We start from the raw sequence: 9249 nt of genomic DNA on the forward strand, positions 1-9249 counted from the left end.
CGACCCTTTTATTTGCAATAATTTATGTGCCTATTTTTCCTCACCATATCTCGATTGATAAAAATCGAGCATTTTCTGGATCTGCGCCTTGGTCATACCCTTGCGCCATTCATGGTGTTTGCCTTTGACGAAGCGCTCGGATACGCCAGGTAGAAGCTCTTCTGCCTCGGGGAGGAACTTGAAGTAGAAATGCTTGGCAACTTCATAGAAGCCGTGCCATTGAGTGTAGTCCGGGCCCTGCATCGAGGCGCCCATGCGTGCGCGGCGGCCCTCGTGGTGCCATAGCTCAAAGAAGGTCCACTCGATTTTATCGTCGAAGGGGGCAGAAGTGATTTTCCCCTCCTTCTTGAGCTCAAGCATGACGTTCTTGGCCGGGATGGCGAACTTCTCGTTATAGAGATCGATGACGTTGTCGTACTGGGTGTAGAAATTTTTCGTGAAGTCGGGGCTGTGGCAGGCGGAGCACACGTTCTGCATGTCCTTGCGCTTGGCCTCCCAGTTCTTGAGTTTTTTGGAGATCACCGGGCGCAGCGTCCAGCTGATGCGCTTGCCCACGTCGTGCGTGATGGGCAGATCCCTGGTGGCGCTCATATGGCAGGTCGCGCAGGTGGGGGCGGCGGAGTAGTCCTTGCCCACGATCCAGGACTTGCTATCGAGGTTCATCTCGTTGATGCGCGCTCGGAAGGCGATGCCGTGCTTGGACTCGTTGTAAATCTCGATTTGTGGGTGGTCCGGCCCCATGTGGCATTTCCCGCAGTTCTCCGGTTGGCGTGCCTGGGCGGCGGAGAATGTGTGTCGAGAGTGACAGGCCGTGCAGGCGCCGTTGCTGCCGTCCGGGTTGATGCGTCCCACGCCGGTGTTAGGCCAGGTGGCGGGGTCGAGTTTTCCGCTCTTGAGGACTTTGACGGTCGAGCCGTGACACTTCTGGCAGCCGTTGATGGCCGCTGGTGCGCCCTCGACGACGACGCCGAGGAAGTTGTCGAGGCTTCCGATGAACTTGGCGGCTTTAGAGTGGTGGCTGTCGGTGAACTCCTTGGCCACCTTCTCGTGGCAGCGGGCGCAGTCTTTGGGCGATACGATGGTGGCGATGAGAGAGCCTTCGTGCTCCCAGGCGTCGGGCTCGCCTTTTTTAGCCGCGTGGCAATCGACACAGCCCACTCCAAGGGGAGCGTGGCGGCTGTCCTCCCACTGTTTGACGATGCCTGGGGATTTCTCGGTGTGGCAGTTGACGCAACTCTCGTTCTTGGCGGTTACGACGACCTTTGTTTTTTTCTCTGGTAAAAGGCGACCGCTCTCGATGAAGCCCACTGTGATGAGTGAGCCCAGAAAGAACAGGCTCAGCACCGCCACTATCCACTGCTTGACCCGAAAATTCACAGAATATCTCCTTTGCTCAGTGTCCCGAGAGCCCCTCAATGAGGACGAGGATGGTCATTGCAATGACGGCTAATGTGCCGACGTAAACACTGACCTCTCGCCCCGGTAGGCGGCGCTCTAGTGAAGCGTCCACCCAGGGCCAAGCGAACATTATGATAACGATAACGATGGTGCTGACGATTCCGGTCTGGAAGGAGAAAAGCTTTAGCCACCTGAAGACCGGATAGAAATACCATTCGGGTTTGATGTGCTCGGGCGTGACAGCAGGATTTGCAGGCTCGCCGAGTTGGACCGGAAAAATAATTGCCAACTGGCTGACGAGAAAAATCAAAAACACGCCGACTGCGATTTCCGTCAGAAGATGGTCCGGAAAGAAGGGAAAAAAGCGCTCCTTGTCATCAGTGGACCCCTCGCCGGGGGTGTCATTGAACTCGCTCACGCCGTGAATTCGGATTAGAAAAATGTGCATGGCCAGTAAGGCAAATGTGGCCGTAGGCAATACGCCGATGTGCAGCACATACATCCGGGTGAGGGTGTTTGCGCTGATTACGGGGCCGCCCCTCAAAAAAGCCGCCATGTATTCGCCGACAAACGGTATGGCAGCGGCGATGTTAGTTCCCACGACAGTTGCCCAGTAGGAAACTTGGTTATAGACGAGCGAATAGCCTGAGAAGCCGAAAGTGAAAATCGTGACCAATAGCGCCATCCCGATGAGCCAGTTGATCTCGCGTGGGCGCCTGTAGGCACCGGTGAAAAAAATGCGCATCATATGGAGAATCACCGCGACAACCATCAATTCCCCGGACCATCGATGTACCCCCCGGACCCACCAACCAAAGGGCACTTCCTCGGTAATGTAGCGAACCGACTCGAATGCCTTTCCAGGATCAGGAACGAAATAGAAGGTCAGGGCGATGCCGCTGAGAAGTTGAATTAAGAAAAGGTAGAGCGGGGTGCCACCCAGGCAGAACCACCATTTGTGCATGTGGCGTGGGATTGGCTCGCTCGTGAAATGATTGAGCTGCTCCCAGTCGAAGGGAATGCGCTCGTTGACCCACTTGATGATGCGATCAGTCATAGCATCATGCCTCGGGCATCGATACGAAGATGCTGGCGCCGCGAATTTCGACAGTATATTGAGCCAGTGGTGTCGGGGGCGGTCCCTTGATCGGTTTTCCGTCTGAATTGAAAACGGCATCGTGGCAAGGGCAAATGAAAGCCTTGTCCTCGGGTTTCCAGTGAACCTGACATCCTAGGTGTGTGCACGTTGTAGAGAAGGCGCGGACGTTGTCGCCCGAGCGAACTAGCATGAATTTTTGGCCCGTGAGGTCTTTTGCCAAGCGGCTTTCGCCGTCGGGGACATCCGAAAGGGCGGCCGAGAGCACCTGGACCTGCCTTGGAGGTTTTTGCCTTCCAAATAGATAACGAAGGCCGTATATCGTAGCGGTACCGTAGCTAATGACAAGGCCCGTCGCCATTGCGATGAAAGCCATCGCGCCACGACGGCCCAGTTCTTCGGTTTCAGGTGAATTTGAGTCGGATACAACCATTCGAACCTGCTCCTGGAGCTAAAATTTCAGTATACGAATGGGCCGATACTTCATAATTGTGGTACATCAACAACAACAATAAAGAAAAGGAAAAGCGTCAATAGGGATATTTTATTCTTCTAGTAATTATTTAATTTTTCCTGCCTTTAGATGCGCAAATACCCATACACAGACAAAAACGGAGGAGCCTAAGCTCCTCCGTTTTTGTCTGTGTTAAACCTGAACATCTATTCTGACAAGCAGATGCTTATTTTACGGCGTCTTTTAGTCCCGCTCCAGCCTTGAACTTGGGTACCTTCGAGGCTTTAATCTGAATCGACTCGCCTGTTTTCGGATTGCGGCCCATGCGCGCGGCACGGTTGGAAATGCTGAAGGTGCCAAAACCCGTCAGCATTACCTTATCGCCGCCTTTGAGCGCCCCAGTTACGGAGGAGACAAACGCGTTCAGAACGGCCTCCGCTCCTGCCTTGTTCATGTCTGTTTCGTCTGCGATTGCGTTAATCAAATCACCTTTGTTCATATCTTCCTTCTCCTGGTCTGCATAAGGCAGCACCATCGGGCGGAAAAGGTCCCAACCCAGTTAGGCGGAAAAAACTTCTCTAACGGCTTTTCGTTATGGGCGGCGAGTAAACTACAGGCGGCTTTTCAATGTAGGGCAGAAACTAAATCCTGATAAAACATTATATGGTTCTGAGAGCATTTGCAAGCTAGAAATTTATTAATTCTCTTTATCCATAGGGTTTCAGGGTGTTGGGAAACCCCAAAGCGGGGTTTTTCCGACCATTTGATCGTATGAAAACAGGGCTACGCCATCGGCCCCTGCTTGCCGGGCATCTCGCCATTGGCGCCAGAGTCCAGCGGGTTCTTTGGAAAACATCCATGCGCCTAATCCTATTATTATCAATTGCTTGTATGTGTTTGATGGGGCGCGGCGCCTCGCCGAGACGCTCTGGCTAATTTGAGCGGCAAGCTTGATATCCCTCGAATAGTTCATTACGAGGGCCTTTTCAAGCAGTCCTTCAGAGAGCCAGTCGCGCCAATCCTGAAAAGCGGATAAATATGCCCTTTCGGCCCACGGAAGAAGGGCAGCGGAGAGGCGGGTGGCGGGGCGAGTTGCCTCAATTGTCCGGCGGATCTCCCTTACGGTTGCGGTCACCTGCTCTCGTCGCCAATTGTCCCAGGCCTCGTAGTCGGCTCTTGAGACTGAGGTTCCGGCAAGGGGGGCCTTGCGTCCTGTTTCCATTTCAAATCGCTTGATTGAAGCGCTTCCATACCCAAAATCAAGGCGGGGCGAGAAGCGCGAGCCTGGCGAAATGGGAAGTGCGTATGGATAGCGGATGAAATCGAGATGGATACCAGATAGGCGGGGGTATCGGTGGAGTAGTTCCGAGACGATGATGATGAGCCTGCGCCTGACGCCCAGGTGGGCCGGGTCGAGAAAAATACCTGGGGTCCCGAGTCCAAAACCCTTGGCCCAGGGCGGTTTGCCGCTTTGTGGATACTCTAAAAGAGAATGTCCCCATTGATCGCGAAGCACGGCCTCTTCTCCGAGGTCGGCCAGAATCGGCGCCTTATCGTTACGCGCCAGCGCGAAGGCATTTATCCAGGCGTGCACACGAATAGGACGCCTGCCGGATGAGTTGCCCGCCGCGAGCTTAAGGAGGTAGACCAGTGGCTCGCGTCCCGCCCTTTTTGAGGGGGAATCGTCGGCATATTTGGTGGGAAACCAAGCGTGGCCGCTTCGATAGACTTGGGCATAAATATCGGTTACGCCAGATTTTCTGGCCTGCCTGACGAGGGCCGCTATCTTTTCCGTGCTGTCGAGGGTGCGGTTACTCCCCTCTGCCTGTACCCAAAGACCAACTTCAAATTCAGAATCAGGCAGGGGAAATGAAGCGCGGACGGCCGCACATCCAGCCGCAGCCGCCGTAAGGGCAAAGAAAAGAACCGCAACGAAAACGAGGCGTTTTGTCATCGTAGATACATCGGGCGGGGGAAGAAGCTGGGCGAAATTTCAATGACACACTAGCCGTGTAGGCTAGGTGGCGTCAATGTTTGGAAAATCGTTAGTCAGGTTTTGACCCTTGGACAAGTGCGGCAACGATTTTTTGGGATTCACGAAGAAGTTTTATTTCCGCATCTCCAGGTGGAGTAGCCAGGGCGAGAGGAGAGGCGGCTTCGATGTCTTGGGGAGCGAGCGCATATTCTTTCGCAACAGCGCCAAGGAGCGCCCAGGCAGCGCCAGCGAGCGCGAACCCGAGTGAGGCCCCATGAATGGTGGCGAGCGCCTCAAGATTACTGGATATGACTCTGAGGCTCTCAGAAGGCGTTTCGGGAGGGCTTGGCGTATTGGTGAATAGGGTGCCGCCTGCAATGAGAGCTCCGCCCATGGGCGGTATGATGGCCAGCGTGGGGTCGCATACAATCTCAAGGTCGTATCGGTCGGGAATGTTCAAATCTTTGAGTGGTGTTGCATCAATTTTGACAAGCGCCCGGTCGGCCACCCCTGGCGGAGAGGGCCACATTGGCGTGCGAACCTGGGCGGATAGTCCTGCCTTGCCCGCGCCATCTCCAAGAAGCTGCGCCGCAACAAGAAAATCATCGCTCTGGTCGAGGGCGCGCCTTCCATGAAAACAAATGCTCCTCACTTTATCTCCCAATGGGGGTGAGTATCGTCCTGCTGGCAAACTAAAAATAACGAATAGTTGAAAACTAACAACTTTCAAACGATAGCCTAAAGAAAATCGCCGGGCGATGTGTTAATCTTAAATCAACTTGGCTGCACCGTACGCGGTTTTCACCTGAAGGATAACAAATTGAGCAAGCGGTTTACGATTTTTACATATGGCTGCCAGATGAATCGCTACGATACCGAAACGATTACCGGGTATCTGGCACAGGAAGGCTATGAGCCCAGTGACGATCCGGCTCTTGCCGATCTGATTCTTCTCAATACCTGCTCGATAAGAGACCGCGCCGAGCAGAAGGTGTTCAGCCAACTGGGTCGCCTCCGAAAGCTCAAGATTAAAAATCCTGATTTGAAGATTGGGGTATGTGGATGCTTCGCCACTCGTGATGGCGCCAGTATTGCTTCAAAGGGCGCTGGTGTTGACTTGGTATTTGGCACACAAAATATCTCGAAGCTTCCTGAACTTCTAGGCAGCCTTGAGGCGGGGCTCGTATGCGACACGGCGCCGGTCGAACCCGATTTTACGGAACTGGCTCCAATACAAAGGCAAGATGGTTTAAGCGCCTATGTAAGCATCGCGCGCGGGTGCGATAATTATTGCTCGTTCTGTGTTGTTCCCCACACTCGGGGGCCGGAATGGAGCAAGCCAAGCAATTTGATTGTCGATGAGTCCGAGGCTGCTGTCCGAGAAGGGTTCAGGGAAATTAACCTTCTAGGACAGAACGTGAATTCTTATGGAAAAAAAATAGAAAATGAACTCTCCTTTGGGGGCCTGCTTCGGCGGCTTGATCGTATTGACGGACTAAAGCGTCTGCGCTTCATGACGTCGCACCCCCAGGACTGTGATGAAAATATGATTGACGCGATGGCCGAGTGTGAATCCGTGTGCGAGCACTTGCATCTGCCCGTTCAGTCCGGTGGAAATGATGTACTTCGTCGAATGGAGCGGGGCTACACGGTCGAGGAATATCTCTCGAAAGTCGCTATGTTCAAAGACCGGGTGCCGGGGGGCACTCTCACTTCGGATGTCATCATCGGCTTTCCAGGTGAGAGTGAAAAGGATTTTGAGGGAACACTTGAGGTCATGAAAGAGGCGCGATTCGATAATATCTACATGTTCAAGTATTCGCCGCGCCCGGGGACCCCAGCCGAATCGATGGAAGGACAGTTGCCGGAGGAGGTGGCATCAGATCGTTTTCAGACGGCCCATCAATTGCAGCGCGAGATTTCCGAATCTCTTCATCGTGAATTAGAGGGCTCAATTGTTGAGGTGATGGTTGAGGGTCCTCTCGCCGAGAAACCGCGTAAACAGGTCGAAGACGCCCCTTTCGTGGAGCCTCTTCTGCAGATTTCGGTCCCCAAAAGGTTTGTGGGTCGCAGTCGGGGCAATCATCGGGTACAATTTCATGTAGAGGGGCCTGCCCCTCGTGGTGGAGAATTAGTGGATGTAACAGTGCTCCGGAGTAGTATTAACAATCTCGGAGGGGTGGCTCTGCCCGTTGGCGTTGCCATGGAGGAAACAGCAACATGATAGAAATGAAGGTGAAGGGGCTCACCCTCGATCCTCTGACAAATGTGCCAATCGTAATTCTTCGAGAACTCGAAGGTGAGCGCTCGTTGCCGATATGGGTGGGTATCTTCGAGGCCCACGCCATCGCACGCGAAATCGAGGAATTTCAGACGCCTCGCCCGATGACCCACGATTTGATCAAGAACATCATCAACGGGCTTGAGGGAAAAATTACACGCATTCTAGTAAGTGACCTCAAGGACAATACCTTCTTCGCTGAAATATCCCTTGCGCTGAATGGCTCCGAGATATCTATCGACTCAAGGCCCTCGGATGCAATTGCGCTCGCCCTTCGGATGAGTGCCCCAATTTTTGTTGAGGAAAAAGTGCTTGAGGAAGCCAAGAGCATCGAGTTCACCGAATCCGATGAAGGCGCCACCGCAGAGGCCGGGGGAGGAGAGCCCGGCTCTTCAGACGAAAAAACCCTTGAGGAAGATTCTGAGGACGTTAAGCGCTGGCTTGAAAATCTAAAGCCCGACGATTTCCTCAAGTTCGAGAACTAATCGCCCACCGCCTTAATTCAGCAAGTTAGACCCGGAGCCTTTACCGTTGTTTCTTTACCTGTTGCGCCACGGCGAGACGGCATGGAACGCCGAATGGCGGATACAGGGCGTCTCCAACCAACCTCTGAACGATATTGGCAAGTCCCAGGCCAAAGCGCTGATCCCACCACTCATGGGTCGCCCCATAACCACCATTTATACGAGTCAACTCCGGCGTGCCCGCGAGACGGCCGAAATACTTGCCGAAGGGCTTGGTGGATTTTCCCTGCATGAAGACGAGCGCCTTGCCGAACTCGACCAGGGCGAACTAGATGGCATGGTCATTGCCGAGATTAAAGAGAAGTACGCTGATTTTTGGAAACAGTGGCGAGCGCACCCGGCAGATGCTCAGACCCCCGGCGGCGAGTGTATGAATGAGCTTCAGGCGCGGGCCTGGGAGGCGGTTGAGTCCATCCGCGACAAACATCTTGGCGAGATGGTCGTTGCCGTAAGTCACAACCTTGCCATAACGGCAATTCTCTGCCGCATCCTTGGAATGGATCTCAATACGATGCGGTGTCTTAGACAGCACAACGCGGCCATCAATCTGATCGAGTACTCGCATGAGCGCGGCTGGGGCGTGGTGATGATGAACGTGCTCACCCACCTTAATGGTTCATTGGCTACGGATGAAAAACCCTATCTTTGATGATGGGATATGGCGTGCGGAGTGTTTCAGTCAGGAACTACTCGAAATCGTCTCGGTTTCGCTCCGACACGCCCCGGTAGTAGTGTTTAATATCATCGACTAGGTGCTCGATGTCGTCTTTGGGTTTGTTGGCGCAGCCTGCCTTGTAGCGGTATAGCAGGTAGAAGGCAAGGAATCCCATGAAAAAGCCAAGGGCCATACCGTCGAAAAATGACTGATAGACACTCATAAAAAGCTCCCGCATAGGGTAGAAATAGGAATAAATAATTTATCCGCCCGGTCGATTTTAGTCAAACGGGGACAATTTTATCGGTCCCGGGTGCTGTCATAGCCCTGGGATCGAGGCCTCGCAGGGAATTTTCTCCGAGAATTCAAGCTAGGTGAGAGACGATATGTCCACACCCGAAGGTGGTGGCAGAAAATATACCCTGAAGCGCCCACCTCGGGCGCGGCGTGGCACCATTGACTATGGGGCTGAGCTTAACGAGCAGCAACTCGATGTTGTCATGGCAGGCGGTGGCCCCCTTCTCGTCATTGCCGGTGCCGGAAGCGGAAAAACGCGCACGGTGACCTATCGCCTCGCTCGCCTTATCGAGGACGGGGCGGCTCCCGAATCAATCCTTCTCCTAACGTTCACCAATCGAGCCTCACGCGAAATGCTCCACCGTGCCGGGGCACTTATCCAGTCCGATGTGCGCCGTATCTGGGGCGGAACCTTTCATCATGTGGGCAATCTACTCTTGAGAAGCCACGGCTCGCTCCTCGGCTTTGGTGCGAACTTCACCATTCTCGACCGTGAGGATGCCTCGGATCTTGTGGGCGACTGTGTGCGCCTCGCCGGGGTGGACCCAAAGGAAAAACACTTTCCAAAA

General features: G+C 53.9%; 11 protein-coding genes. 4 read left to right on the plus strand and 7 right to left on the minus strand.

All coding sequences use genetic code 11. The annotated features are described in order from the left end of the window. Nucleotides 1-30: 30 nt before the first annotated feature. The 6 genes from HOJ95_12105 to HOJ95_12130 all read right to left on the minus strand — a co-directional run bounded on the left by HOJ95_12105 (nt 31) and on the right by HOJ95_12130 (nt 5575). A complete protein-coding gene (locus HOJ95_12105; protein MBT6395442.1) occupies nt 31-1377 on the minus strand; it encodes a hypothetical protein in 1347 nt (448 codons plus the stop codon). A gap of 16 nt (nt 1378-1393) precedes the next feature. Continuing rightward, a complete protein-coding gene (locus tag HOJ95_12110; protein ID MBT6395443.1) occupies nt 1394-2455 on the minus strand; it encodes a cytochrome bc complex cytochrome b subunit in 1062 nt (353 codons plus the stop codon). 4 nt (nt 2456-2459) lie between these two features. Then, nucleotides 2460-2927, minus strand: coding sequence for a Rieske (2Fe-2S) protein (locus tag HOJ95_12115; protein ID MBT6395444.1), 468 nt, complete (start codon nt 2925-2927; stop codon nt 2460-2462). A gap of 247 nt (nt 2928-3174) precedes the next feature. Then, nucleotides 3175-3447, minus strand: coding sequence for an HU family DNA-binding protein (locus HOJ95_12120; GenBank protein ID MBT6395445.1), 273 nt, complete (start codon nt 3445-3447; stop codon nt 3175-3177). Between the two features lie 222 nt (nt 3448-3669). Continuing rightward, on the minus strand, nt 3670-4902 hold the full coding sequence (locus HOJ95_12125; protein ID MBT6395446.1) for a family 10 glycosylhydrolase: 1233 nt from the start codon (nt 4900-4902) through the stop codon (nt 3670-3672). Nucleotides 4903-4993: 91 nt separating this feature from the next. Further along, entirely contained in the window at nt 4994-5575 is a 582-nt protein-coding gene (locus tag HOJ95_12130; protein MBT6395447.1) for a hypothetical protein, read from the minus strand. Between the two features lie 168 nt (nt 5576-5743). Between HOJ95_12130 and miaB the strand changes: the two genes are divergently transcribed. Genes miaB through HOJ95_12145 form a run of 3 tightly spaced genes read left to right on the plus strand, consistent with a single transcriptional unit; the run spans nt 5744 to nt 8377 of the window. Next, nucleotides 5744-7147, plus strand: a complete 1404-nt coding sequence (gene miaB, locus HOJ95_12135; GenBank protein MBT6395448.1) for a tRNA (N6-isopentenyl adenosine(37)-C2)-methylthiotransferase MiaB — start codon at nt 5744-5746, stop codon at nt 7145-7147. Then, nucleotides 7144-7689, plus strand: coding sequence for a bifunctional nuclease family protein (locus HOJ95_12140; protein MBT6395449.1), 546 nt, complete (start codon nt 7144-7146; stop codon nt 7687-7689). Before miaB ends, HOJ95_12140 begins: the two co-directional genes overlap by 4 nt. A 46-nt stretch (nt 7690-7735) precedes the next feature. Continuing rightward, nucleotides 7736-8377, plus strand: coding sequence for a histidine phosphatase family protein (locus tag HOJ95_12145; GenBank protein ID MBT6395450.1), 642 nt, complete (start codon nt 7736-7738; stop codon nt 8375-8377). A 37-nt stretch (nt 8378-8414) separates the two neighbouring features. Here HOJ95_12145 and HOJ95_12150 read toward each other — a convergent pair whose 3' ends face one another. Continuing rightward, a complete protein-coding gene (locus HOJ95_12150) occupies nt 8415-8606 on the minus strand; it encodes a hypothetical protein (protein ID MBT6395451.1) in 192 nt (63 codons plus the stop codon). A 163-nt stretch (nt 8607-8769) separates the two neighbouring features. Here HOJ95_12150 and HOJ95_12155 point away from each other — a divergent pair. Next, a partial coding sequence (locus HOJ95_12155; protein ID MBT6395452.1) for a UvrD-helicase domain-containing protein occupies nt 8770-9249 on the plus strand: 480 nt, incomplete at its 3' end.

This window comes from Nitrospinaceae bacterium (genome assembly GCA_018669005.1).
GTDB lineage: Bacteria > UBA8248 > UBA8248 > UBA8248 > UBA8248 > UBA8248.

Bases quoted from the DNA above. Each gene is read 5' to 3' on its own strand.
- HOJ95_12110 (MBT6395443.1), bottom strand. From the start codon at position 2,455: ATGACTGATCGCATCATCAAGTGGGTCAACGAGCGCATTCCCTTCGAC.
- HOJ95_12115 (MBT6395444.1), bottom strand. From the start codon at position 2,927: ATGGTTGTATCCGACTCAAATTCACCTGAAACCGAAGAACTGGGCCGT.
- HOJ95_12120 (MBT6395445.1), bottom strand. From the start codon at position 3,447: ATGAACAAAGGTGATTTGATTAACGCAATCGCAGACGAAACAGACATG.
- HOJ95_12125 (MBT6395446.1), bottom strand. From the start codon at position 4,902: ATGACAAAACGCCTCGTTTTCGTTGCGGTTCTTTTCTTTGCCCTTACG.
- HOJ95_12140 (MBT6395449.1), top strand. From the start codon at position 7,144: ATGATAGAAATGAAGGTGAAGGGGCTCACCCTCGATCCTCTGACAAAT.
- HOJ95_12150 (MBT6395451.1), bottom strand. From the start codon at position 8,606: ATGAGTGTCTATCAGTCATTTTTCGACGGTATGGCCCTTGGCTTTTTC.